Origin of the sequence: Enterobacter sp. I4, from assembly GCF_022669095.1 — a bacterium.
GTDB lineage: Bacteria > Pseudomonadota > Gammaproteobacteria > Enterobacterales > Enterobacteriaceae > Enterobacter > Enterobacter pasteurii.
The window spans coordinates 1,643,893-1,665,940 of the sequence record NZ_JALBUO010000001.1; the positions used below are offsets into that span (position 1 = coordinate 1,643,893).

Here is a 22,048-nt window from a genome sequence, read left to right on the forward strand (position 1 = left end):
TTGACTCAAAACGACATATCAGTAGAATGCAACGCATCGAACGGCGGCACAGTCAGCCGGACGATAATGAAATCAAGAAGTTAGATAACGCTTGATGACATGCGGGAATAGCTCAGTTGGTAGAGCACGACCTTGCCAAGGTCGGGGTCGCGAGTTCGAGTCTCGTTTCCCGCTCCAGTTTAAATACATCGGCATTTGCGGGTGTAGGTCGAAAGACATCAGATTTAAGGCGCGTTAGCAAAGCGGTTATGTAGCGGATTGCAAATCCGTCTAGTCCGGTTCGACTCCGGAACGCGCCTCCACTTTCTTCCCTGGCCGGATGGTGGAATCGGTAGACACAAGGGATTTAAAATCCCTCGGCGTTCGCGCTGTGTGGGTTCAAGTCCCACTCCGGCTACCATGGGAAACAAAGAATAATCAAAGCAATAAGCAGTGTCGTGAAACCACCGAAAGGTGGTTTTTTTGTGCCTGTCATTCCGCTTCTCAGCATCCTCCCTCTCTGGCTTTAGCGATCCTTTTGCAGCGTAATTAAACAGATACGCATTATGCTATCTTAAGGCGGGCGCCTTTTACGGTCTGTAGATGTTCAGGCCTGCGACCCGATTCCAGATGCCATCACCTCATTTTAAGGGCCGCTATGTCTTTACCGCCACTGTATGCGCTGCGTGCGTTTGAAGTTGCTGCGCGACTGAACTCCTTCAGCAAAGCCGCTGAAACGCTCAATATTACGCCGGGCGCGGTCAGCAGACACGTCCGCACCCTTGAACTGTGGTTCGACTGCGAGCTTTTTAAAAGACAGGGCCCCAGGGTAGAGGTCACCGAGGCCGGGCGAGTGCTGGCCGGGCAGCTGAACGAGAGCTTCACGAGCATTGAGTGGGCCTGCCGGGCATTTCGCAGTGAAAATCATCTGCTGCGGCTAAAAGCGCCCAGCACCCTGACCATGAGATGGCTTCTCGACGTGCTGCGATCCTTTCGGAACAGCCATGCAAAACCACAGGTTGAGATTGCCAGCGTCTGGATGGACATTGATACCGTTGATTTCAACCTTGAGCCATACGACTGCGCCATCCTGCTCGGTAACGGCCATTTCGGTGAGTCGGCGGAAAGCCAGCTGCTTTTTAGTGAATGGCTTATCCCGGTTTGCACCCCCTCGCTTATCGAACCGGCCCGGCAGCGGCTTGCGCAATGCGATTTGATCCATCCTTCGCCGGACAGAAGGGACTGGAGGCGCTGGCTGCGAAGAACGGGGCTGTACCCGGGGCTCGATATGAGCAGCGGCATGGTATTTGATACCCTGGAACAGGGAAGTATTGCCGCCATGAACGGTCACGGTATCGCGATTGCCGACCTGCGCCTTACGCTCGACGCCCTGAAAAGCGGCCTGCTCGGCCTGCCCTTCAGGGAAGCTATCGCGACGGGAGATGGCTACTACCTCGTCTGGCCAAAAAATTCGCTCAAAAGAGACAGCATCCAGCATCTTCTGGCCTGGCTGCAAAACCACGCCCCGATCGTCCCGGCTCTGGATATCGTTTGTCTGGAATACGATGAAGGCCGGGTCTAATAGTGCCGTTATGAGTAAGTAATGTTCGCCATCTTTTTATAACGTTCCGGCAAAGCGCCGTTCAGGCTGAGCACCTTATCCAGAATATAAAAAGCAGGGGTGTTTTCCTGCTGCCCGGCGTCGAGGATTGCCGCGCGTAATATCGTGGCGGCAGACGAAACCCTGTGAAAATAGTCTTCGGACTCGGGCGTCTGTAGTTCGCCGGAAGCGGCGTAACGCACCTGTGGCCAGCCAGAGAAGTCGAGCAGCGGAAGGGGCTTTCCTGCTTCGGGCAGAGAGGCCGAAAGCAGCGCAGCCGCCTGTTTAGGGTCACGATGGGCGGCACAAAGCATATACACGCGCTGCGAAAACGGTGACAGGGCCTCAGAGTGAGGTTTCGTCGCCATAAGCATGGCCATAAAATCCTGTAAATCAACGGCTGAACGGGCGTCAGGCGGTAAGTCGAACTTCATTAACTGAAATAACGCATCAAGTGTCATGTTTGCCCCGGATCCTCTTATCATTATTATTCAGCGTGCGGCTGAACGTTTATCGACCCGCGCAACGGCGGGTCGTGATGATGATATTTGAATGCGGTCGCTTCAGAAAAACGATTAATAATGGAAATCACTGTGAGTTTTACTCACGCTGGCCTCTACGCTTCACGCCCCTCCAAGATAGGCTTTCCTTACCTCCGGATCGTTCAGCAGCGCCTCGCCGCTGCCGCTTAAGCGGATCTGCCCGTTAACCATTACATAGCCGCGGTCGGACAACTTCAGCGCATGGTGCGCGTTCTGCTCCACGAGAAAAATCGTCATCCCGTTACGGGCCAGCTCGCGCAGCGTCTGGAAAATCTGTTTAACCACGATGGGCGCGAGGCCGAGGCTGGGTTCATCCAGCAGCAGAAGTTTGGGGCGGCTCATCAGCGCGCGGGCGATAGCCAGCATTTGCTGTTCTCCCCCGGAGAGCGTCATCGCCCGCTGGTTGCGCCGCTCTTTGAGGCGGGGAAACAGGTCAAACATGCTCTGCATATCTGCCGCTGCGTGCTGGCTGCCGATGGGAATCGTCCCCATCAGCAAATTCTCTTCCACAGACATATCGGGGAAAACGCGTCGCCCTTCAGGCGCCTGAGCAATGCCGCCGGTAGCGACGTAGTGGGTGGATTTGTCGCTGATATCCTCGCCGCAGAAGACGATCTGCCCGCTGCGAATGCGGGGCTGGCCAAAGACAGACATCAGCAGGGTCGATTTCCCCGCACCGTTAGCGCCAATCAAGGCCACGGTCTCTCCTTCGTTAACCTCAAGCGAAACCTGCCTGAGCGCCTGGATCGCGCCATAGAAAACGTCCACACTGTGAAACTGAAGCATCGGTTCGCTCACGGGCTGACCTCGCTTTCGTCGGTACCCAAATAGGCGGCAATGACGCTGTCATTGTGCTGGATCGCGTCTGGCGTACCTCTGGCAATAACGTCGCCGTGATCGAGCACGATGATGTCATCCGAAATCTCCATCACCATCCCCATGTCATGCTCAATCAGCAGCACCGTAATGCCGTGGTGGTCGCGCAGGAAGCGAACGATTTCGCTCAGCTTGTGCGTCTCAACCGGGTTCAGCCCGGCGGCGGGTTCATCGAGACAAATCATCTCCGGGCCGGTACACATGGCGCGGGCGATTTCGAGGCGCCGCTGCTGGCCGTAGGACATTTCACCGGCAAGCCGGTTCGCGCAGTCCACCAGATCCACCGCCTCCAGCCAGTAAAACGCCCGGTCCAGCGCATCGCTTTCCGCCCGACGATATGCCGGAGTATTCAGCACCCCCGCAAGCAGGCTGCGGTTGACGCGCATATGCTGCGCCACCAGCAGGTTTTCCACTACCGACATCTCACGAAACAGGCGGATGTTCTGAAAGGTGCGGGCAAGACCCGCGCGGTTCACCAGATGCGTGCCGCCGAACATTTTATAGAACAGTCGCTGGCCGAGCTGCGTCGGGTTGAGCCAGTCGCCGGGCTGGAACTTCTGGCCATGCACCTGGATGACGTTGGTGGTTTTATCACGCGCATTGAATATTATGTTGCCACCGGAAGCGCGGTAGAAACCGGTCAGGCAGTTAAAGACGGTCGTTTTTCCCGCGCCGTTAGGCCCAATCAGGGCGGTAATCGACCCGCGCTGCACCTCAAGGTTGACGTCGTTTAAGGCCCTGATGCCACCGAAATGCATCCTCAGATGCTCTACGCGCAAAATTGTTGCGTTCATGGTGCGACTCCTTTACGCACGGCAAACCCGCTGCGGTTGATGCGGATCAGGCCGCGAGGACGCCAGATCATCATGACCACCATCAGCATGCCGAACAGCAGCACGCGGTATTCCGCAAAGCTGCGCAGCAGCTCCGGCGTGACGGTAAGCACGAAGGCTGCCAGAACGACGCCCACGGTAGAGCCCATCCCGCCCAGAACCACGATTGCGAGAATCAGAGCCGATTCGAAAAAGGTGAAGGAGGTGGGGTTCACAAAACCCTGGTAGGTGGCAAAAAATACGCCGGCGATACCCGCTGTCGACGCGCCGAGGGTAAACGCCGAAAGCTTCACCAGGACGTGGTTAAGCCCCATTGAGCGGCAGGCAATTTCATCTTCACGGAGCGCCTCCCACGCCCGGCCAACCGGCATTCGCGTCAGCCGGTGCTTAACGTACAGCACCAGCACGACCACCAGAAACAGCACCGCATAGATGAAGATAAACTTCATGTTGGGGTTATAGGTCAGGCCGAAGAACTCGTGGAAGGGCACGCCGCCTTCCTTAGCGCGTCGACCAAACTCCAGGCCCAAAAAGGTCGGGGCCGGGGCTGAAACGCCGTTAGGCCCGCCGGTGAAGGTCAGCCAGTTGTTCAGCACCAGGCGGATAATCTCGCCAAACCCGAGCGTGACGATGGCCAGGTAATCCCCGTGCATGCGCAGCACCGGAAAGCCGAGCAGGGCGCCCGCGCCCGCGGCCATCAGCGCCGCCAGCGGCAGCATGCTCCAGAACCCTAAGCCAAGATACTGATACCCAAGCGCCAGGCCGTAGGCCCCAATGGCGTAAAAGGCGACGTAGCCCAGATCCAGCAGCCCCGCCAGCCCGACAACAATGTTCAGCCCAAGGCCGAGCAGGACGTAGATCAGCCCGAGAATGGCAACCGTCAGGACGTACTTGGTGGCAACAAACGGGAAGCAAATCGCCAGCGTGACGATCAGCGGCAGGATCCAGCGCATGCGGCTCTTGTACCCCGGCGGCCGGACGTACACCCCCGCGCTGTCAGATTCAAACCGTGCCTGTAGCCGTCTTCCGGCAGCCGTACCGGAAAAAGCGCTGAGCAAAAAGCGTCCCAGCATCACGGTGCCCGTCATCCACGCCAGACGTTGGCCGTCAAAGGTAAAGCTATAGCCATCCAGTATCACGCCCGCAATCGGGCCGAAAATAATCAGCGCGATCGTTCCGGAAAAAATCGCGTCCAGAATGCAGCGCTTCAGGGAAAATCCGTCAGAGGTCATCGCGTTGTTCCTTACACTTTAGCCACGACGGGGCGGCCCAGCAGCCCCTGAGGACGGAAGATCAGAATCAGGACCAGCAGGCCAAACGAGAACACGTCCTTGTAGTCCGAGTTCACCAGCCCGGAGAATTGCGCTTCGGCGATCCCCAGGATCAGCCCGCCGAGCATCGCGCCAGGCAACGAGCCGATGCCGCCAAGCACCGCCGCCGTGAATGCCTTAATGCCGATGACGAACCCGACGTAAAAATCGAAGGTGCCATAATTCATGGTGATCAGCACGCCCGCCAGCCCGGCCATGGCGGCGCCAATAACAAACACCAGCGAAATAATCCTGTCGGTATTGATGCCCAGGATAGAGGCCATTTTGCGATCCTGCTGCACCGCGCGGCACATCCGCCCCAGGCGGGTACGGCTGATAATCCAGGTCAGGACCAGCATGCCCGCGAAAGAGGCAATGAGGATAAAGACCTTGGTATAGGTTATCTGGACAAACCCTTCGCCCAGGTGGAAGCGCAGCACGCCGTCCAGCATGGTAGGTACGCCCTGCTGCCGCGGGCCCTGGCTGAGCTGGACGTAGTTTTGCAGGATCAGCGACATCCCGATGGCCGAGATCAGCGGAGCCAGGCGGGTCGAGTTGCGCAGGGGCTTATAGGCGATGCGCTCAATAGTCCAGCCGTAAACCCCGGTGACCACGATGGTGAATACCAGCGTCCCGAGGATCAGCAGCGGAAATGACTGGAGTCCAAAAAATGCCAGCAGGGCAAGGCCAATGGCCGAGAGATAGGCGGAAATCATATACACTTCGCCGTGGGCGAAATTGATCATGCCGATAATGCCGTACACCATGGTGTAGCCGATAGCGATAAGGCCATAGACCGAACCCAGCGTCAGGCCGTTAATTAACTGCTGAAGGAAGAAAGTACTCATCGTTGCGCACCTGAATGAGGGGTTACGCCGACGGGCAACCCCGTCGGCGTCGAGCAGATTCCGTCCCGTTACGGCACTTCTTTATACTTGCCTTTGTCGTCCCACTGGTACACCACATAGTCAGACACCCTGAGATCGCCTTTGCTGTCCCAGGCTTTTTTACCCATAACCGTGTCGACGGAATTGGCCTTCAGCCACTCGCTGGCTTTCGCAGAATCCGTACCTTTGGTGGCCTTAAACGCCGCCGCGATAGCCTGCACCGAAGCGTAGGCGTAGAGCGTATAGCCTTCAGGTTCAAATTTACCGGCGCGGAATTTCTCGATAACGGCCTTCCCGTCCGGGATCTGGCGGGGATCTTTGCCGAAGGTCATATAGATGCCGTTGGTATATTGCGCACCGCCGGCGGCGGTCACCATCTCCTCGTTGACGATGCAGTCACCGGAGAAGAACTTCGCCTGTACGCCCTGTTCACGCATCTGGCGAACCAGCGGGCCCGCTTCCGGGTGGCAGCCGCCGAAGAACACCACGTCCGGTTTCTGCGCGCCAATTTTGGTTACCAGCGCGTTAAAGTCTTTTTCCCCGCGCGATAGCCCTTCGTACATCACATCCTTGACGCCGCGTTTCGCCAGCGCCGCTTTGGTGGCGTCCGCCAGCCCCTGACCATAGGTGTCTTTATCGTGGATAATGACCACCCGTTTAGCGTTCAGCTTATCAATAATAAAATCGCTGGCGACCTGGCCCTGCTGGTCGTCGCGGCCGCACATGCGGAACATATCGCTCATGCCGCGCTCGGTAATCAGCGGGTTAGTCGAGCCGGGGGTGATGGATAATATTCCTGCATCGCTATACACCTCGGAGGCGGGCATGGTCGACGAGGAGCAGAAGTGGCCGACCACCGCGTTGACCTTGTCCTGATCGACCAGGCGGTTGGCAACGGCTACCGCCTGTTTAGGCTCGCAGGCGTCATCGCCCTGAACCAGCCTGATTTTCTCACCGTTGATCCCGCCTGCGGCGTTAATGTCTTTCGCCGCCTGCGTGGCGCCGTGCCAGTACTGATCGCCATAGGTTGCGTTCGGGCCGGTGAACGGCCCGGCCACGCCAATCACAATATCTGCCCGCGCGGAAAAGGCCGTCACCAGGCAGCCAGCCAGCACAAGGGAAAGGGACGTTTTGGTAAATTTAAGCGACATTATTATGTTCCTTAGCAAAGAGGTTTTTGCACCAGGTATAAACCCGAACGCCTGATGGCATCGTTAATCCAAAAACAAGAGCGAGAACAAAATGCACGTTAGAAGCAATCTCCTGCTTAATACGGCGAGGATCCTACGCACCGCGAAGCGCGCAGAACATTAAGCAAAAAGGTTGCCAGAATGGTTAATCCCTTGACCGGGTCACAGCATGTTGAGTATAGAGTGCCGTTTTATGCGCCTTTGCGGGATGACGTGAAATTACAGCGGAGATCACATCTCCTTAACAACAAAGCCCATAAGTTGTGCAAGGGTCACGAATTGCACGTTTATGCAGCAATAAAGACCTAAACTTCAGATAGGCACGCGCGGCGATATATGTCAGGATCGTTTTTTTTATCAGGAGTATCAGCAATGGCTGAAGGCCCATTAAATGAAAGCGAGATGGCGTGGCTGGAAGAGACATTAATGTCTTACGGTCACGACGATGCATCCGTGATTGACGTGTCCGAACTGGACGGCATGCTTACCGCAGTACTTTCCGGTCCCGTTGTGGTGGAGCCCGACACCTGGCTGGTGGCGGTCTGGGGCGGTGAGAAGTTTATTCCGCGCTGGAAAAACGACCGCGAGATGAACCGCTTTATCGATCTTTGCTTTAAGCATATGAACGATATTGCCGAGCGTCTGAGCGAATACCCGGACCAGTTTGAGCCGCTCTTTGGCTATAACGACGTTGACGGCCAGAGTTATACCGTGGTGGAAGAGTGGTGCTATGGCTACATGCGCGGCGTGGCGCTGACGGACTGGTCATCCCTGCCGGAATCGCTACAGGCCGATCTGGCCGTGATTGCGCTGCACGGTACGGAAGAGACCAGCGAGAAGCTGGATGCGCTGACCGAAGAGGAGTTCATGGCCAGCATTGAGAGCATCCAGCCTGCGGCGCTGCGTTTGTATAACTACTGGGTGGCTAACCCGCAGCAGCCGGAAGCGAAGCAACCGATCGTGAACGGGGCAAAGGTGGGTCGTAACGATCCGTGCCCGTGCGGCAGCGGGAAGAAGTTCAAAAGCTGCTGTCTGCACTGATAAAAAGGGGCTAAAAATAGCCCCTTATTCTTATCCCACTTCCGGCAGCATCCCCGCTGCAATCAATATCTGCACCAGAATAATCGCTACTCCGCAGCTAAACACCAGGCACAGCAGCGGCTTACCTCCCGCCACGCGATACCCTTGCTGCGGATGCTGCTGGCGGCTTTTCCAGGCCAGCAGGGAAGGCAGGAGCAGGGCCAGAACCGATAACGCCACGCCGGCATATCCCAGCGCCATCACAAAGCCGCGTGGGTAAAAAAGCGCGAAGGCCAGCGGCGGCAGGAAGGTCATTGCTCCCGTCTGTAAACGGCCGGCAGCGGTATTGCGGCGCTGGAGCAGGTCCGCCATGTAGTCAAACAGGCCGAGCGCCACCCCGAGGAAGGAGGTAGCCAGCGCCAGATCCGCAAACAGATGCACCGCCAGCTCTACGTGCGTAGAAGCCACCACGTTGCGCAGGGCAACCAGGAAACCGTTCAGGCCAGAGTGCTCCGCCATCAGGCCAACAAAGGTTGTGGAGTCAATGCTGCCCAGCGTTACCAGCTGCCAGAAAAGGTACGCAATCAGCGGTATGGCGCTGCCGATGATAAACACGCGGCGCAGCTTGCGGATATCGCCGTTCATATAGCTGACGATGCTCGGTACGCTGCCGTGAAAACCGAACGAGGTGAAAATGACCGGGATCGCCGAAAGCGCCAGGCCTTTCTCCAGCGGCATGGCGAGCAGGTTGATCTTGTGGACGTGCGGCGCCAGCAGCACCAGCATCGCAGCCAGGAAGAGGATTTTGGCGCTGAACAAAAAGCGGTTAAAGAGATCGACCAGCGACGTTCCGGCGCAAACCACGCCGCCGCCAGTCAGCGTAAAGGCAATTGCGCCCGTCTCCGGCGAAATCGATGTCCCGAAGCCGTCATTGATGCTTGACGCAATCAGCTCTCCGGCGCCGCTAATATAGGCGGCAGTCAGCGCGTACATCAGGAACATCATGCTAAAACCGGCGATCCACTGCCCGTAGCGTCCAAGGTAGCGTGCCGCCAGCGAGCCCAGGCCGGTATCGGCGGGGACGTGCTGATAGACCTCCAGCAGCAGCAGCGCGGTGTAACACATCAGCGCCCACAGGCCGCCCAGCAGCAGTACGGTTACGCCAAACCCGACGCCCGCGGCAGCCAGCGGCATGGCCAACATTCCTGCGCCAATTGTCGTTCCGGCGACGATAAAAATACTTCCCAGAGTTCTGTTCTTCACGCTTTCCTCTACAACCCTTCGATACCGCAACCTATTCTGCGGCGCAGAGTAAGGGAAAAGCCCCATCTCGTCAAATCACCGTTACATAGGGTGTAATGATTAATTTACAAAAAGAAAAGGGGGAACCTGCGCCAGCGCAAGGCGCGTGGCTGAGGAAGCGTTTAGTCTGCCTTTTATTTGCGGGAGGTAACCATGTCAATTCACGGACACGATGTGCTTAATATGATGATTGAGTCGGGGGAACGCTATACGGAGCAAAGCCTGGTGGCGGCGATAGGTGCCCGCTTTGGCGAAGATGCGCGGTTCCATACCTGTTCGGCTTCGGATATGTCAGCGGCGGAGCTGGTGGCGTTTCTGGCGGCGCGGGGAAAATTTATTCCGGCAGAAGAGGGCTTTTCTACTCACGAAAGTAAAATATGCCGCCATTAAATAAAACGGTGCTGACGGGTCAGCACCGTTTTAACATTAATTCTGCGCGTCGAGGGTCGACAGCTCTTTATCAATAAAGTACAGACCTTCACCGGATTTACCCGCCAGAGATAATTTATCCAGGACGGATTTAAACAGTTTCTCTTCTTCGTGCTGTTCAGCAACATACCACTGAAGGAAATTAAAGGTTGGATAATCCTGGCTGGTCATCGCCGCATGAGCCAGTTCATTAATTTTTTGGGTGATCAGCTGTTCGTGCTCGTAGGTGGCGCGGAACAGTTCATCCAGAGAGCCGTATTCGGCGAAAGGCGATGCCACGTTGTCAATGCGCGGCAGGCTGCCGGTATCCGTAAGATAATCAAACAGACGCTGCATGTGCGTCATCTCTTCCTGGGCATGGCGACGCAGGAACGCGGCCGCACCTTCAAAGCTGTGATAGCTGCACCAGGCGCTCATCTGCTGGTAAAGGAGGGATGAAAAAAGCTCAAGGTTCATTTGCGCATTAAGCTTTTCAATCATTTCGGTTTTTAGCATGGTGCAGCTCCGGTTTATTATTACTGGTTCACGATGAGCGACACTATAATTTGTTATTTAATTATTTGCAAAAAGTAAAATAAATATCTCTTTATTAAAAATACGAATGGGAATAACACGCATTGCCACTCTTTATATTAATTAATGAGAATTGTTTTTGTTCTTATTAAATAGGCTGCCAGCGTGGCTGGCAGCACCCGTTAATACCATGGGTTCTGGTTTGCGGAGGTAACGGCATATCCCATGCATTTGTACTGAATGGTCACGCTTTCGTTCAGACAGAGCGAGCCGCTGATGAGGGTGCAGGTTTTTATCGGCTGCCCGTAGGCGGACGCGGTGGCATACCCCATGTTTTGACAGGCTTTGGCTGCCGTACCGTTATTCACATAGTCGTCAGACCAGGCGTTCTGAAGCAGCGCCTGACCGTAGTCGAGGCGCACAATCCCGTTCGGGGCGTCTACACTGCTTATCTCCGCCTGACGGTTAATGCTGCACCCCGCGAGCATCAGGATCGTTGCGGCCAGGATTACTCTTTTCATAGTTAACTCTGCGTGACGGGAAATACGCTATTGTAAGCCGATCCGCAGGCCGCAATGGGCGGAATAGCCGGAAGATCTCCCCTTACACTTCGCAACGAACCGGGCCAGCCCGCCAAACTGTGAGCGCATCTTTGTTTTTTAAAACAAGTTTTCACTTAATTTGAAAGTGCGTTTGTTTGATAGTAAGGTTAAGGTGAAAAGCTATCCACAGCGGGAACGCCCGCCATGCATTCAGGAGAGACAAGATGAAAATTGCACTGATGATGGAAAACAGCCAGGCCGCTAAAAATGCCATCATCCTTAATGAGCTGAAGGCCGTTGCCGATGAGAAAGGTTTCCCGGTCTATAACGTCGGTATGAGTGATGAAAACGATCACCACCTTACCTATATTCACCTTGGCATCATGGCGAGCATTCTGCTCAATTCAAAAGCCGTCGATTTTGTTGTGACCGGCTGCGGAACCGGGCAGGGCGCGCTGATGTCCCTGAACATTCATCCGGGCGTAATTTGCGGCTACTGCATCGATCCTGCTGACGCGTTCCTGTTCGCGCAAATCAACAACGGCAACGCGCTTTCCCTGCCGTTCGCGAAAGGCTTTGGCTGGGGCGCTGAACTGAACGTGCGCTTTATCTTCGAGAAAGCGTTTACCGGGCGCAATGGCGAAGGCTATCCACCAGAGCGTAAAGAGCCGCAGGTGCGCAACGCCGGTATTCTGAATCAGGTGAAAGCGGCGGTGGTGAAAGAAAACTATCTGGATACCCTGCGCGCAATCGATCCCGAGCTGGTTAAAACCGCCGTTTCGGGCCAGCGCTTCCAGCAGTGCTTCTTCGAGAACTGCCAGGACAAAGAGATTGAAGCTTTTGTCCGCGCCATTGTTGGCTGATTCCGCTTTGCCGGGCAGGGCTATACCTGCCCGGCATGCCGCATTACGTTTTTGAAGATATCGCGCTGCCCGCATCCCGTGCCAGGCGCAGCGTGTCAACCCTCCCTGCTGACGTATCAGCGATCGCCGCTTCATCCCTTGCGTTCCTTCCGTTTCAAAAAATTCTATAAAAATTTACTGGAATTTATAAGCCCGTAACCTGCGGATTTATCGCTACTTTTTTTAACATGCCCGCCGCAATGCAGCCTTTTTGAGCGTGATGTGCGTCACAAAATGGTTGATTTTTGTGATGGTGGTCATATTATAAGCGTATCGACAATAACACCTGCATAACACGTTACTGGAGCAACACGATGAAACTGCGCAAAATCCTGAAAAGCATGTGGGCTAATTACTGCACAACTTTCAAAGACGTCCCACCGGGCGCGATGTTCTGATAAAAAAACCTGCTTCGGCAGGTTTTTTTACGTCTGCGTACGACGAGAGGGAGATGGAAGGGCCTCTGTTTTGCTACTATGGCGGCCTTTAAATAAGGAGAATCCCCATGTCACAAAACCTGAGCGCCGATCAGGAACTGGTATCTGACGTCGTCGCCTGCCAGCTGGTCATCAAACAGATCCTTGACGTAATTGACGTTATCGCACCGGTAGAAGTACGCGAAAAGATGTCGACCCAGCTGAAAAACATCGATTTCACCAACCACCCCGCCGCGGCTGACCCGGTTACGCTCCGCGCAATCCAGAAAGCTATCGCCCTGATTGAGCTGCGCTTCACGCCGCAGGGTGAATCGCACTAGGTAAACCGAAATCAGACACCCTTGCTGATTTTACGCCGAAGGGCGACAGAGCCTGTCGCCCGCAGAAAGATCAGAAGAACGTCTGCACCAGCAGATAGCTCACCACGCAGGCGCAGCTCACGCCAATCAGCCCCGGCACGATAAAGCTGTGGTTGATGATGAATTTACCGATGCGGGTCGTGCCGGAACGATCGAATCCGATACACGCCAGATCGCTCGGATAGGTTGGCAGCACGAAGTAGCCGTACGACGCCGGGAAGAAGGCAACCAGCATTTTCGGGTCGATACCCAGCATCAATCCCATCGGGGCGACGGCGGTTAAGGCCGCAGCCTGGCTGTTGACCAGTTTTGAAACCAGAAACAGCACGATGGCGTACGTCCACGGATGACTTTTCACTATCCCCTCCAGCGCCATTTTCAGCTCGTCGAGATGCGCCTGGAAAAAGGTATCGCTCATCCACGCCACGCCGAACACCGAGAAGATCGCGACCATCCCCGCCTTAAACACCGCCCCGTTTGAAATCGCCGACGCATTTACCCTGCAGGTCATCAGCATTACGGCACCGGCAATCAGCATCATCATCTGTATGACAAGGTTCATCGACAGGGCGGTCATTTTGCCTTTGATTTCAAAGGCCGGACGCAGCGCTGGCAGCGCCCCCAGCAGCACCACTACGGCAATACCGGCGAAGAAGATCCACGTTGACCAGTAAGCCTGTTTCGGGAAGCGCTGATTCATCAGCGTCTCCGTTCCACCATAAATAAACTCCCGCTGTTTCGGATCGTTCAGCTTTTCCTGAAACTCCGGATCGTCTGCCAGATCTTTTCCGCGGCGTAAGCTCCACAGCGCGGCAATGGCAACCCCGGACAGCGAGGCCGGCACGGAGACGGCCAGAATTTCGAGGATCCCCCACCCGTGGCCAATACCGTGCTGCGCACCCAGAATGGAAACCAGCGACACGACGGCGACGGAGACGGGGGAGGCGGTGATGGCCATCTGAGACGCCACCGAGGCGACCGCCATTGGGCGCTCCGGGCGAATGCCCTTTTTTAGCGCGATATCCGCAATGATGGGAAACATGGTGTAGACGACGTGACCGGTTCCGCAGAGAAAGGTCAGCATCCAGGTGGTAAACGGCGCGAGAAGGGTGATGTGCTGCGGATGTTTACGCAGCAGGCGCTCCGCAAACTGCATCATCACATTCAGGCCACCGGCGGTCTGGAGCGTGGCGGCACAGCCGATGACGGCAAGGATGGTGAGCATTACGTCCACCGGGGGTTTACCGGGCTGTAGCCCAAAAACAAAACTCAAAATAAACAGGCCGATGCCGCTTATCAGCCCAAGCCCCATGCCGCCGAAGCGTGTGCCCGTCAGCAGGCAGAGGATAATGACAATAAACTCAATGGTGATCATGCTGCTCCCTCGTCAATGATTGTAATTAACAAATCATTACATGTTGTGTGGTTATTCATTGGGAGCGAGATCGGATTTGTTAAATGTCAGCAAAAGCAGGCAGTTGATACCCGCTTCCGGGCGGAAGCGGGCGAGACGGGCTTAGTGGTGTTGAACGGTGGCGAGGTCGAGAAGATGGCGGTCCGTCTGCTCCAGACCGAGACCCGCGCGTTTTGCATTGCGGATCTCATCTGCGAGCGTTTTCAGCAGCATGCCATCCTGCTGCTGCTCTTTATCCATATCACGTAAGAATTTGAGGGTTGCGATGTCCTGCTGCGCCATGGCTTCATCGGCCAGCTTGCTCAGCCTTGCACAGCGCTGCTCATACTCTTCCAGCGTTTTCTGGAACAGTTCTTCCAGTGAAGAGTAGTTATCTTCAATCGTTTCAAGCTCTTTGACGGTGGGATTTGCACCAAGCGCCTTCAAAAAGTTAAACACGCGCATCATATGCGTGACGTTACTTTGCGCCTGTGAACGAAAGAAGGTGGCAGTGCCGTTCAGGCTTTTTCTGGAACACCACGCGCTAAGGTGCAGATGCAGATTGGAAGCGTAAAACTCCAGGTTCATCTGGGCGTTGAGTTTTTGCATCATCGTTGGGGTAGTCATACTAATATCCTTATTGACTGTTGGACATGATGTCCGCTACATAACCTGACCCGGCAGGTACTGACGACTGAATGGCAGAATAAATTTTCTGCAAGGTATAAGCGTTCGAATATTCACTTCCTGTGTTCGATACGAATAAGCATACGCTTCTCTTTCGCTTAAGAAAACTCTTAATTGGGCTGTGTTTACCATACATTACAAAATTAAATATAGTTGAGAATTATAAACAGGTAAACAAATGCGCCATCAGTTAACGTGTTGATATAAATAATTTATAATCACATTTCGCTCATTTCTGTCGTTTAGGGAAACGTTCTTTGGCGAGAAATTCTGTGAAAGGGTTAAAACGGATTTAATATTCATGAATATATCCTGCTGCTGCTAATTTGAGCTAAATCAATTTTTATTAAATATACCGTTCTGCGATCGCGTCGTAAGATTGTCATCCGGTAAGCGATGGAAATGAAACGATGTTTTATCTTCTTTTATTCGCTGAGGTTTACGATGGCTAAGGTTGCGGTGCTGCTGGCACCTGGTTTTGAAGAGGCAGAGGCAATTATCACTATTGATATTCTGCGTCGCCTGCAGATTGAGGTAGAAACGCTGGCCTGTGCCGCGTCGCGGGCGGTGGTGAGCTATCACAACATTCCCATGGTCGCAGACGGTACGCTAGCGGAGCGCATCGACACGCTGTATGACGCGGTGGTGTTGCCCGGCGGCCCGCAGGGGAGCATGAATCTTGCGGCCGACCGCGACGTTATCCGCTTTGTTGCCGCGCATGACGAGAGTGGCAGGCTGATCTGCCCAATCTGCTCCGCGGCGGCGCGAGTCCTGGGCGGCAACGGGTTACTGAAGGGGCGGCGCTACGTCTGTTCCGGTGACTTATGGCAAACCGTACGGGACGGAGAATACGTGGATGCCCCGGTCGTGGAGGACGGCAACCTGATCAGCGGCAAAGGCCTTGGCCACGCCTTTGACTTTGCGCTGGCCCTTTCCGCGCGTTTGCTGGGAGATGACGCTCCCGTCCGCGAGCATGCTGAACACATCTATTACCCCTGGTAAACGTCCCACCGGGCGCCCGCGCGTCCGGTTAACAGGGACTCCTTAGCTGACCTTATGGATTATTCTGCTTAATTCCCCACTATTTGTAGGACAATTCTGCCCATTTTTATGTCATTTTCCGCTGAATTTATGTACGCAATTACTGTAATTCTGCGGTGTGATGGCGCTCTCTTATGGATGATTAATTTCCCGCTAAAACTATCACCAGCACTAACGCTTATGACGAGGTAGGCGCTAATGCCTTGTTTTAAGTCCGATTAAATAAGACGTTCGTCATTATTCCCTACAGAAAAGAATGCTAAAGCTGGAGTTTACCATGCACAAATTTACTAAAGCGCTGGCGGCCATCGGCCTGGCTGCCGTTATGTCACAATCCGCTATCGCTGAAAATTTAAAGCTCGGTTTTCTGGTTAAACAGCCTGAAGAGCCGTGGTTCCAGACCGAATGGAAATTTGCTGATAAAGCCGGGAAAGATTTAGGTTTTGAGGTGATCAAAATCGCCGTGCCTGACGGTGAGAAAACGCTAAACGCCATCGACAGCCTGGCGGCCAGCGGCGCGAAAGGTTTCGTTATCTGCACGCCGGATCCCAAACTGGGTTCCGCCATTGCCGCGAAAGCGCGCGGCTACGATATGAAAGTGATCGCCGTGGACGATCAGTTCGTGAATGCCAAAGGCAAGCCGATGGATACCGTACCGCTGGTAATGATGGCGGCAACCAAAATCGGCGAGCGTCAGGGCCAGGAGCTCTATAAAGAGATGCAGAAACGCGGCTGGGATGTAAAAGAGACCGCCGTCATGGCCATCACCGCGGACGAGCTGGATACCGCGCGTCGTCGTACCACCGGGTCCATGGACGCGCTGAAAGCCGCAGGTTTCCCGGAAAAACAGATCTACAAAGTGCCTACCAAATCTAACGATATCCCCGGCGCCTTTGATGCGGCGAACTCCATGCTCGTTCAGCACCCTGAGGTGAAGCACTGGCTGGTGGTCGGCATGAACGACAACACCGTGCTGGGTGGCGTGCGCGCAACCGAAGGTCAGGGCTTTAAGGCGCCGGACGTGATCGGCATCGGCATCAACGGCGTTGACGCGGTGAGCGAACTCTCCAAAGCGCAGGCGACCGGCTTCTACGGCTCTCTGCTGCCGAGCCCGGACGTACACGGCTATAAATCCAGCGAGATGCTTTACAACTGGGTGACCAAAGGGGTTGAACCGCCGAAATTCACCGAAGTAACCGACGTGGTGCTGATCACCCGCGAAAACTTCAAAGAGGAGCTGGCGAAAAAAGGACTGGGCGGTAAGTAATACGCTGTGATTGTGCCCCTTACGCGCCGTGAGGGGCCAGACGTACACACTACAGGAATCACGGAGTCGTTATGCAACAGTCTGATCCGTACCTCTCTTTCCGCGGCATCGGTAAAACGTTCCCCGGCGTAAACGCGCTGACCGATATCAGCTTCGACTGCTATGCCGGACAGGTTCACGCCCTGATGGGGGAGAACGGCGCGGGAAAATCCACGCTGTTAAAAATACTCAGCGGCAACTACACGCCCACCACCGGCACGCTGGCCTTGCGTGGCGAAGAGGTGGCCTTTGCCGACACCACGGCGGCGCTGAACGCCGGGGTCGCTATCATCTATCAGGAGCTGCACCTTATTCCTGAGATGACCGTGGCGGAGAACATCTATCTGGGCCAGCTTCCGCACAAAAGCGGCGTGGTTAACCGCTCGCTGCTCAACTATGAAGCGGGCCTGCAGCTGAAACACCTCGGGCTGGATGTCGATCCGCAAACGCCCCTTAAGTATCTCTCCATCGGCCAGTGGCAAATGGTGGAAATTGCCAAGGCGCTGGCCCGCAACGCCAAGATCATCGCTTTCGACGAGCCGACCAGCTCGCTCTCCGCGCGCGAGATTGAAAACCTCTTTCGCGTGATCCGCGAGCTGCGCAGGGAAGGCCGCGTCATCTTATATGTCTCTCACCGTATGGAAGAGATTTTTGCCTTAAGCGATGCCATCACCGTATTTAAGGATGGCCGCTACGTGCGCACCTTCAGCGATATGCAGCAGGTGGATCATGACCAGCTGGTGCAGGCGATGGTTGGACGCGATCTGGGGGATATTTACCACTGGAAACCGCGAGAGTACGGCCCGGAGCGTCTGCGTCTGGATAACGTCAAAGCGCCGGGGGTCCGCACGCCCATTTCGCTCACGGTACGCAGCGGGGAAATCGTGGGGCTGTTTGGTCTCGTCGGGGCAGGGCGCAGCGAGCTGATGAAAGGGCTGTTCGGCGGCACGCGCATTATCCAGGGGCAGGTGTTTGTGGACGGGCAAAAGGTCGATATTCAGAAGCCCGCGCATGCCATTAACGCGGGCATCATGCTCTGTCCTGAGGATCGAAAGGCCGAGGGCATCATCCCGGTGCACTCGGTGCGCGACAACATCAACATCTCTGCCCGGCGCAAGTTCATCCGCGCGGGATGTCTGATTAACGACGGCTGGGAGGCGAGCAACGCGGAGCACCATATCCGTTCGCTGAACATCAAAACCCCCGGCGCTGAACAGCTGATCATGAACCTTTCGGGCGGTAACCAGCAGAAGGCCATTCTGGGCCGCTGGCTGTCGGAAGACATGAAGGTCATTTTGCTGGATGAGCCAACGCGCGGTATCGACGTGGGGGCCAAACACGAAATCTATAACGTCATCTATGAACTGGCAAAACGCGGCGTGGCGGTGCTGTTCGCTTCAAGCGATCTGCCCGAGGTGCTGGGCGTCGCCGACCGCATCGTTGTGATGCGCGAAGGTGAAATTGCCGGTGAATTGCTGCATGAACAGGCGAATGAACAACAGGCGTTGAGTCTCGCCATGCCTAAAGTTAGCCAGGCTGTCGCCTGAGTAAGGAGTCAATGATGTCCTCTGTTACTACATCCGGAGCGCCGAAGTCGGCTTTCAGTTTTGGCCGCATCTGGGACCAGTACGGCATGCTGGTGGTCTTTGCCGCCCTGTTCGTCGCCTGCGCAATTTTTGTGCCGAACTTCGCCACGTTCATTAATATGAAGGGGCTGGGGCTGGCGATCTCCATGTCCGGCATGGTGGCCTGCGGCATGCTGTTCTGCCTGGCTTCCGGCGATTTTGACCTGTCGGTCGCCTCGGTAATTGCCTGTGCCGGCGTCACCACCGCCGTGGTCATCAACATGACCGAAAGCCTGTGGATCGGCGTATTTGCCGGGCTGATGCTCGGCGTGCTGAGCGGCCTGGTGAACGGGTTTGTGATTGCGCGCCTGAAGATCAACGCCCTGATCACGACGCTTGCAACCATGCAGATCGTGCGCGGTCTGGCCTATATCATCTCCGACGGTAAGGCGGTTGGGATTGAAGACGAGCGTTTCTTCACGCTGGGCTATGCCAACTGGCTGGGCCTGCCGGCGCCAATCTGGCTGACGGTAGCCTGTTTGATCCTGTTCGGTTTCCTGCTTAACCGCACCACCTTTGGCCGTAACACCCTGGCGATTGGCGGTAATGAGGAAGCGGCGCGCCTGGCGGGCGTCCCGGTCGTGCGAACCAAAATCATCATCTTCGTGCTTTCCGGGCTGGTATCGGCGGCGGCAGGGATTATTCTGGCGTCCCGCATGACCAGCGGTCAGCCGATGACCTCTATCGGATATGAGCTGATTGTCATTTCTGCGTGCGTTTTGGGGGGCGTTTCCCTCAAGGGAGGCATCGGAAAAATCTCATATGTGGTGGCGGGTATCCTGATTCTGGGGACCGTGGAGAACGCGATGAACCTGCTTAATATTTCGCCTTTCTCTCAGTACGTCGTTCGCGGCCTGATCCTGCTGGCAGCGGTGATCTTCGACCGTTACAAGCAAAAAGCGAAGCGTACCGTTTGATTCTTTTTTCAACACCGCTATGCTCAACTATTAACCATAGTTGACCCCCGGACCGGCCCGCCAGTTTCGCTGACGGGCCGGTTGCTAAATGGCGAGCGCCGTCACACTGTCTATACTTACATGGCTGTTTTGCTAACCGTAAGGAGGATTAGGGTGGCTGACTTGTTAACCGCACCGCCTGTACTGCCCGGAAAATTTGCTTTCTTTTTTGACCTCGACGGGACGCTCGCCGGGATAGAACCGCATCCCGATGACGTTGTAGTACCGGATACGGTGTTAGAGAATTTGCAGCAGCTCTCCCGACTGAACGAGGGGGCACTGGCATTGATTTCAGGGCGCTCAATGGCCGAGCTGGACGTGCTCGCCAGTCCTTATCACTTTCCGCTGGCCGGTGTACACGGAGCGGAGCGCCGCGATATCCATGATCAACTGCATATAGTTTCACTCCCCGATACGCTGATTCAGGCGCTGCATGCGCAACTCACTTCGGCTCTGGAAATGCTTCCCGGTACGGAACTGGAAGCCAAAGGCATGGCCTTTGCGCTGCACTACCGTCAGGCGCCCCATCATGAGGCTGCAATCTTTGCGGTAGCGCGAAGCGTGGCGGACGCCCATCCGGAGCTGGCGCTTCAGCCGGGTAAATGCGTGGTCGAGATTAAACCAGCAGGAATTAACAAAGGCGCTGCCATTGCGGCGTTCATGGCGGAGCCGCCGTTCCGGGGGCGCACGCCGGTATTTTTTGGGGATGACCTGACCGACGAGGCCGGGTTTGGGGTGGTAAACCAGGCCGACGGCATGTCCGTCAAGGTTGGTCCTGGCGAAACTACTGCCGCATGGCGTCTGGAAAACGTCGCCAGCGTCTGGCAGTGGATATCTGACGTCGCTAACCAGCAACAACAACAAATAGCGCAAAACAACGGGAGAAATCATTATGGGTCGCTTAGTCGTCGTCTCTAATCGCATCGCACCGCCGGATGATAAAAAAGCCAGCGCGGGTGGCCTGGCGGTCGGGGTATTAGGTGCCCTGAAAGCCGCCGGTGGCCTCTGGTTTGGCTGGAGCGGGGAAATCAGCAATGATGAGAAACCGCTAAAAAAGGTGTCACGGGGCAATATTACGTGGGCCTCCTTCGCCCTGAGCGAGAAGGACTACGATGAATACTATTCCGAGTTTTCAAACGCCGTGCTGTGGCCGGCGTTTCACTATCGTCTGGATCTGGTGAAGTTCCAGCGTGAGTCCTACGAAGGCTACATGCGCGTCAACGCGCTGCTGGCGGATAAACTGCTGCCGCTTATCGAAGAAGACGATATTTTATGGATCCACGATTATCATCTGCTGCCTTTTGCAAGGGAGCTGCGTAAGCGTGGCGTGAATAACCGCATCGGCTTCTTCCTGCATATACCGTTCCCGACGCCGGAGATCTTTACCGCGCTGCCGCAGCATGATGAAATTCTTGAAGCGCTGTCTGATTACGACCTGCTGGGCTTCCAGACGGAAAACGACAGGCTGGCCTTCCTCGACAGCGTGTCGGGTAAAACGCGGCTGGTGACGCACGGGGGCAAATCCCACACGGCGTGGGGACGGAACTTCCATACCGAAGTTTACCCGATTGGCATTGAGCCTGACGAAATTGCCGAGCAGGCCTCCGGCCCGCTGCCGCCGAAGCTTGCCCAGCTTAAGGATGAACTTAAGCACGTTAAGAATATCTTTTCGGTTGAACGACTGGATTATTCCAAAGGCCTGCCGGAGCGTTTTCTCGCCTACGAAACCCTGCTGGATAAGTACCCGCAGCATCACGGCAAAATTCGCTATACCCAGATCGCCCCAACGTCGCGCGGGGAGGTTCAGGCCTATCAGGATATTCGTCACCAGCTGGAGACCGAAGCAGGGCGCATTAACGGGCGCTACGGGCAGCTTGGCTGGACGCCACTTTTCTATTTAAATCAGCATTTTGAGCGCAAGATCCTGATGAAGGTGTTCCGTTATGCGGACGTCGGGCTGGTTACGCCGCTGCGTGACGGGATGAACCTGGTGGCAAAAGAGTATGTAGCAGCACAAGATCCTGCTGACCCGGGCGTGCTGGTGCTGTCGCAATTTGCCGGTGCGGCGAACGAGTTAACCTCGGCGCTGATTGTAAACCCGTACGATCGCGATGACGTGGCAAATGCGCTGAACCGCGCGTTAACCATGCCGCTTGCGGAACGTATTTCACGTCATTCGGAAATGATGGAGACCATCGTGAAGAATGATATTAACCGCTGGCAGGCGCGTTTTATCGACGATTTGCGCGCGATCCAGCCGCAAAGTCAGGAAGGTGACCTGCAAAAAAAGATCGCGACATTCCCTAAACTGGCGTGATT

General features: G+C 55.5%; 23 protein-coding genes and 3 tRNA genes. 15 read left to right on the forward strand and 11 right to left on the reverse strand.

The window, feature by feature from the left end; translation table 11 throughout:
• Positions 1 to 101: 101 nt before the first annotated feature.
• The 4 genes from MOQ06_RS07795 to MOQ06_RS07810 all read left to right on the forward strand — a co-directional run bounded on the left by MOQ06_RS07795 (position 102) and on the right by MOQ06_RS07810 (position 1,561).
• Positions 102 to 177: transfer RNA gene (locus tag MOQ06_RS07795), tRNA-Gly, on the forward strand.
• Between the two features lie 51 nt (positions 178 to 228).
• Positions 229 to 302, forward strand: a tRNA-Cys gene (locus tag MOQ06_RS07800).
• A gap of 11 nt (positions 303 to 313) precedes the next feature.
• Positions 314 to 400: transfer RNA gene (locus MOQ06_RS07805), tRNA-Leu, on the forward strand.
• Between the two features lie 237 nt (positions 401 to 637).
• Positions 638 to 1,561, forward strand: a complete 924-nt coding sequence (locus tag MOQ06_RS07810; RefSeq protein ID WP_242172281.1) for a LysR substrate-binding domain-containing protein — start codon at positions 638 to 640, stop codon at positions 1,559 to 1,561.
• An 8-nt stretch (positions 1,562 to 1,569) separates the two neighbouring features.
• On the opposite strand, the gene MOQ06_RS07815 is transcribed toward MOQ06_RS07810, so the two are convergent.
• The 6 genes from MOQ06_RS07815 to MOQ06_RS07840 form a co-directional block, all read right to left on the reverse strand.
• Complete coding sequence (locus tag MOQ06_RS07815; protein ID WP_242172282.1) at positions 1,570 to 2,040, reverse strand: hypothetical protein; 471 nt, start codon at positions 2,038 to 2,040, stop codon at positions 1,570 to 1,572.
• 162 nt (positions 2,041 to 2,202) lie between these two features.
• On the reverse strand, positions 2,203 to 2,919 hold the full coding sequence (locus tag MOQ06_RS07820; RefSeq protein WP_242172283.1) for an ABC transporter ATP-binding protein: 717 nt from the start codon (positions 2,917 to 2,919) through the stop codon (positions 2,203 to 2,205).
• Entirely contained in the window at positions 2,916 to 3,791 is an 876-nt protein-coding gene (locus tag MOQ06_RS07825; RefSeq protein WP_242172284.1) for an ATP-binding cassette domain-containing protein, read from the reverse strand. The genes MOQ06_RS07820 and MOQ06_RS07825 overlap by 4 nt, the downstream gene beginning before the upstream one ends.
• A complete protein-coding gene (gene livM, locus MOQ06_RS07830; protein WP_242172285.1) occupies positions 3,788 to 5,062 on the reverse strand; it encodes a high-affinity branched-chain amino acid ABC transporter permease LivM in 1,275 nt (424 codons plus the stop codon). The genes MOQ06_RS07825 and livM overlap by 4 nt, the downstream gene beginning before the upstream one ends.
• Positions 5,063 to 5,073: 11 nt before the next feature.
• Positions 5,074 to 5,988 (reverse strand): branched-chain amino acid ABC transporter permease LivH, encoded by a 915-nt coding sequence (locus tag MOQ06_RS07835; protein ID WP_176610013.1) that lies wholly within the window; start codon positions 5,986 to 5,988, stop codon positions 5,074 to 5,076.
• Between the two features lie 68 nt (positions 5,989 to 6,056).
• Positions 6,057 to 7,178 carry a branched-chain amino acid ABC transporter substrate-binding protein gene (locus MOQ06_RS07840; RefSeq protein ID WP_242172287.1) on the reverse strand — a complete coding sequence of 374 codons (1,122 nt, stop codon included), beginning with the start codon at positions 7,176 to 7,178 and terminating at the stop codon, positions 6,057 to 6,059.
• A 411-nt stretch (positions 7,179 to 7,589) separates the two neighbouring features.
• On the opposite strand from MOQ06_RS07840, the gene MOQ06_RS07845 reads away from it, so the two are divergent.
• Positions 7,590 to 8,258, forward strand: a complete 669-nt coding sequence (locus MOQ06_RS07845) for a YecA family protein (protein ID WP_242172288.1) — start codon at positions 7,590 to 7,592, stop codon at positions 8,256 to 8,258.
• Between the two features lie 30 nt (positions 8,259 to 8,288).
• Here MOQ06_RS07845 and tyrP read toward each other — a convergent pair whose 3' ends face one another.
• Positions 8,289 to 9,440 carry a tyrosine transporter TyrP gene (gene tyrP, locus MOQ06_RS07850; RefSeq protein ID WP_255517690.1) on the reverse strand — a complete coding sequence of 384 codons (1,152 nt, stop codon included), beginning with the start codon at positions 9,438 to 9,440 and terminating at the stop codon, positions 8,289 to 8,291.
• A 252-nt stretch (positions 9,441 to 9,692) separates the two neighbouring features.
• Here tyrP and MOQ06_RS07855 point away from each other — a divergent pair, with 252 nt between their 5' ends.
• Positions 9,693 to 9,929, forward strand: coding sequence for a YecH family metal-binding protein (locus MOQ06_RS07855; RefSeq protein ID WP_242172289.1), 237 nt, complete (start codon positions 9,693 to 9,695; stop codon positions 9,927 to 9,929).
• 36 nt (positions 9,930 to 9,965) lie between these two features.
• On the opposite strand, the gene ftnA is transcribed toward MOQ06_RS07855, so the two are convergent.
• Together ftnA and yecR are read right to left on the reverse strand one after the other, a co-directional pair.
• Positions 9,966 to 10,463, reverse strand: a complete 498-nt coding sequence (ftnA, locus tag MOQ06_RS07860) for a non-heme ferritin (RefSeq protein ID WP_148418114.1) — start codon at positions 10,461 to 10,463, stop codon at positions 9,966 to 9,968.
• 200 nt (positions 10,464 to 10,663) lie between these two features.
• A complete protein-coding gene (yecR, locus tag MOQ06_RS07865; protein ID WP_193354666.1) occupies positions 10,664 to 11,002 on the reverse strand; it encodes a YecR family lipoprotein in 339 nt (112 codons plus the stop codon).
• 245 nt (positions 11,003 to 11,247) lie between these two features.
• Here yecR and MOQ06_RS07870 point away from each other — a divergent pair, with 245 nt between their 5' ends.
• The 3 genes from MOQ06_RS07870 to MOQ06_RS07880 all read left to right on the forward strand — a co-directional run bounded on the left by MOQ06_RS07870 (position 11,248) and on the right by MOQ06_RS07880 (position 12,682).
• Entirely contained in the window at positions 11,248 to 11,886 is a 639-nt protein-coding gene (locus tag MOQ06_RS07870) for an RpiB/LacA/LacB family sugar-phosphate isomerase (protein WP_148418112.1), read from the forward strand.
• Between the two features lie 353 nt (positions 11,887 to 12,239).
• Positions 12,240 to 12,323, forward strand: coding sequence for a stress response protein AzuC (azuC, locus tag MOQ06_RS07875; protein ID WP_003859682.1), 84 nt, complete (start codon positions 12,240 to 12,242; stop codon positions 12,321 to 12,323).
• A 107-nt stretch (positions 12,324 to 12,430) separates the two neighbouring features.
• A complete protein-coding gene (locus MOQ06_RS07880) occupies positions 12,431 to 12,682 on the forward strand; it encodes a DUF2766 family protein (protein WP_003859683.1) in 252 nt (83 codons plus the stop codon).
• 70 nt (positions 12,683 to 12,752) lie between these two features.
• Here MOQ06_RS07880 and MOQ06_RS07885 read toward each other — a convergent pair whose 3' ends face one another.
• Complete coding sequence (locus MOQ06_RS07885) at positions 12,753 to 14,096, reverse strand: anaerobic C4-dicarboxylate transporter (RefSeq protein ID WP_148418111.1); 1,344 nt, start codon at positions 14,094 to 14,096, stop codon at positions 12,753 to 12,755.
• A 141-nt stretch (positions 14,097 to 14,237) separates the two neighbouring features.
• On the reverse strand, positions 14,238 to 14,741 hold the full coding sequence (locus tag MOQ06_RS07890; RefSeq protein ID WP_148418110.1) for a non-heme ferritin-like protein: 504 nt from the start codon (positions 14,739 to 14,741) through the stop codon (positions 14,238 to 14,240).
• A gap of 504 nt (positions 14,742 to 15,245) precedes the next feature.
• Here MOQ06_RS07890 and MOQ06_RS07895 point away from each other — a divergent pair.
• The 6 genes from MOQ06_RS07895 (at position 15,246) to otsA (ending at position 22,046) form a co-directional block, all read left to right on the forward strand.
• Positions 15,246 to 15,803 carry a DJ-1/PfpI family protein gene (locus MOQ06_RS07895; RefSeq protein ID WP_148418109.1) on the forward strand — a complete coding sequence of 186 codons (558 nt, stop codon included), beginning with the start codon at positions 15,246 to 15,248 and terminating at the stop codon, positions 15,801 to 15,803.
• 316 nt (positions 15,804 to 16,119) lie between these two features.
• Entirely contained in the window at positions 16,120 to 17,109 is a 990-nt protein-coding gene (araF, locus tag MOQ06_RS07900; protein WP_242172290.1) for an arabinose ABC transporter substrate-binding protein AraF, read from the forward strand.
• Positions 17,110 to 17,180: 71 nt separating this feature from the next.
• Positions 17,181 to 18,695 (forward strand): L-arabinose ABC transporter ATP-binding protein AraG, encoded by a 1,515-nt coding sequence (gene araG / locus MOQ06_RS07905; RefSeq protein ID WP_242172291.1) that lies wholly within the window; start codon positions 17,181 to 17,183, stop codon positions 18,693 to 18,695.
• A gap of 14 nt (positions 18,696 to 18,709) precedes the next feature.
• Positions 18,710 to 19,690 (forward strand): arabinose ABC transporter permease AraH, encoded by a 981-nt coding sequence (araH, locus tag MOQ06_RS07910; RefSeq protein ID WP_176611195.1) that lies wholly within the window; start codon positions 18,710 to 18,712, stop codon positions 19,688 to 19,690.
• A gap of 153 nt (positions 19,691 to 19,843) precedes the next feature.
• Positions 19,844 to 20,647 carry a trehalose-phosphatase gene (gene otsB / locus MOQ06_RS07915; RefSeq protein ID WP_176610019.1) on the forward strand — a complete coding sequence of 268 codons (804 nt, stop codon included), beginning with the start codon at positions 19,844 to 19,846 and terminating at the stop codon, positions 20,645 to 20,647.
• Entirely contained in the window at positions 20,622 to 22,046 is a 1,425-nt protein-coding gene (gene otsA / locus MOQ06_RS07920) for an alpha,alpha-trehalose-phosphate synthase (RefSeq protein WP_148418106.1), read from the forward strand. Before otsB ends, otsA begins: the two co-directional genes overlap by 26 nt.
• The last annotated feature ends 2 nt before the right edge of the window (positions 22,047 to 22,048 follow it).

Excerpts from the sequence above, each read along its gene's own strand:
- MOQ06_RS07810 (WP_242172281.1), top strand. The coding sequence starts at position 638 with ATGTCTTTACCGCCACTGTATGCGCTGCGTGCGTTTGAAGTTGCTGCG.
- MOQ06_RS07815 (WP_242172282.1), bottom strand. The coding sequence starts at position 2,040 with ATGACACTTGATGCGTTATTTCAGTTAATGAAGTTCGACTTACCGCCT.
- MOQ06_RS07825 (WP_242172284.1), bottom strand. The coding sequence starts at position 3,791 with ATGAACGCAACAATTTTGCGCGTAGAGCATCTGAGGATGCATTTCGGT.
- livM (WP_242172285.1), bottom strand. The coding sequence starts at position 5,062 with ATGACCTCTGACGGATTTTCCCTGAAGCGCTGCATTCTGGACGCGATT.
- MOQ06_RS07835 (WP_176610013.1), bottom strand. The coding sequence starts at position 5,988 with ATGAGTACTTTCTTCCTTCAGCAGTTAATTAACGGCCTGACGCTGGGT.
- MOQ06_RS07840 (WP_242172287.1), bottom strand. The coding sequence starts at position 7,178 with ATGTCGCTTAAATTTACCAAAACGTCCCTTTCCCTTGTGCTGGCTGGC.
- MOQ06_RS07845 (WP_242172288.1), top strand. The coding sequence starts at position 7,590 with ATGGCTGAAGGCCCATTAAATGAAAGCGAGATGGCGTGGCTGGAAGAG.
- tyrP (WP_255517690.1), bottom strand. The coding sequence starts at position 9,440 with ATGTTGGCCATGCCGCTGGCTGCCGCGGGCGTCGGGTTTGGCGTAACC.
- MOQ06_RS07855 (WP_242172289.1), top strand. The coding sequence starts at position 9,693 with ATGTCAATTCACGGACACGATGTGCTTAATATGATGATTGAGTCGGGG.
- ftnA (WP_148418114.1), bottom strand. The coding sequence starts at position 10,463 with ATGCTAAAAACCGAAATGATTGAAAAGCTTAATGCGCAAATGAACCTT.
- yecR (WP_193354666.1), bottom strand. The coding sequence starts at position 11,002 with ATGAAAAGAGTAATCCTGGCCGCAACGATCCTGATGCTCGCGGGGTGC.
- MOQ06_RS07870 (WP_148418112.1), top strand. The coding sequence starts at position 11,248 with ATGAAAATTGCACTGATGATGGAAAACAGCCAGGCCGCTAAAAATGCC.
- azuC (WP_003859682.1), top strand. The coding sequence starts at position 12,240 with ATGAAACTGCGCAAAATCCTGAAAAGCATGTGGGCTAATTACTGCACA.
- MOQ06_RS07880 (WP_003859683.1), top strand. The coding sequence starts at position 12,431 with ATGTCACAAAACCTGAGCGCCGATCAGGAACTGGTATCTGACGTCGTC.
- MOQ06_RS07885 (WP_148418111.1), bottom strand. The coding sequence starts at position 14,096 with ATGATCACCATTGAGTTTATTGTCATTATCCTCTGCCTGCTGACGGGC.
- MOQ06_RS07890 (WP_148418110.1), bottom strand. The coding sequence starts at position 14,741 with ATGACTACCCCAACGATGATGCAAAAACTCAACGCCCAGATGAACCTG.
- MOQ06_RS07895 (WP_148418109.1), top strand. The coding sequence starts at position 15,246 with ATGGCTAAGGTTGCGGTGCTGCTGGCACCTGGTTTTGAAGAGGCAGAG.
- araF (WP_242172290.1), top strand. The coding sequence starts at position 16,120 with ATGCACAAATTTACTAAAGCGCTGGCGGCCATCGGCCTGGCTGCCGTT.
- araG (WP_242172291.1), top strand. The coding sequence starts at position 17,181 with ATGCAACAGTCTGATCCGTACCTCTCTTTCCGCGGCATCGGTAAAACG.
- araH (WP_176611195.1), top strand. The coding sequence starts at position 18,710 with ATGTCCTCTGTTACTACATCCGGAGCGCCGAAGTCGGCTTTCAGTTTT.
- otsA (WP_148418106.1), top strand. The coding sequence starts at position 20,622 with ATGGGTCGCTTAGTCGTCGTCTCTAATCGCATCGCACCGCCGGATGAT.